This is a genomic window from Shewanella sp. T24-MNA-CIBAN-0130 (assembly GCF_040310185.1).
GTDB classification, from domain to species: Bacteria; Pseudomonadota; Gammaproteobacteria; order Enterobacterales; family Shewanellaceae; genus Shewanella; species Shewanella psychromarinicola.
In genome coordinates this window covers 1-438 of sequence record NZ_JBEOPP010000154.1, presented here as the reverse complement: position 1 = coordinate 438, position 438 = coordinate 1, and the positions used below count along the sequence as shown (strand labels likewise).

1 protein-coding gene is annotated in these 438 nt (G+C 41.6%); it reads left to right on the top strand.

Annotation, left to right across the window (positions count from 1 at the left end):
- Nucleotides 1-252, top strand: a 252-nt coding sequence (gene tnpB, locus AAEZ02_RS21885; RefSeq protein WP_351125050.1) for an IS66 family insertion sequence element accessory protein TnpB, incomplete at its 5' end; no start/stop codon positions are given.
- Between the last annotated feature and the right edge of the window lie 186 nt (nt 253-438).

Here is a 438-nt window from a genome sequence, read left to right as displayed (position 1 = left end):
CAATTATCCTTACAAGCCACCGACGGCAGTGTGTTTGTCTTTTGTAATAAAAGCCGTGATAAATTAAAAATCCTCTACTGGGATAGCACCGGCTTTGCACTGTGGTACAAACGCCTCGAGCAGGATAAGTTTAAGTGGCCGACGAAAAGTATTGATGAGTGCCTGAGCCTATCTGAGCAACAGTTTCATTGGCTGTTATCTGGCTTTGATGTACTGGGGCATCAACATGTGAACGGCTTGAATTACAGTTAATTGATCGCCATTGCGAAGGCTGTTTTCGATAATTAGATCATTGTATTATCCTTGTTTCGGGTGATGTTTGGTATAATAACACCATGAAATTAAGCCCTGATAACTTACCCAATGACGTTGATTTACTTAAGCAATTATTGCTTGAGACGTTGGCGACTAAAGACGCTGAAATCGCCGAGCTTAAAC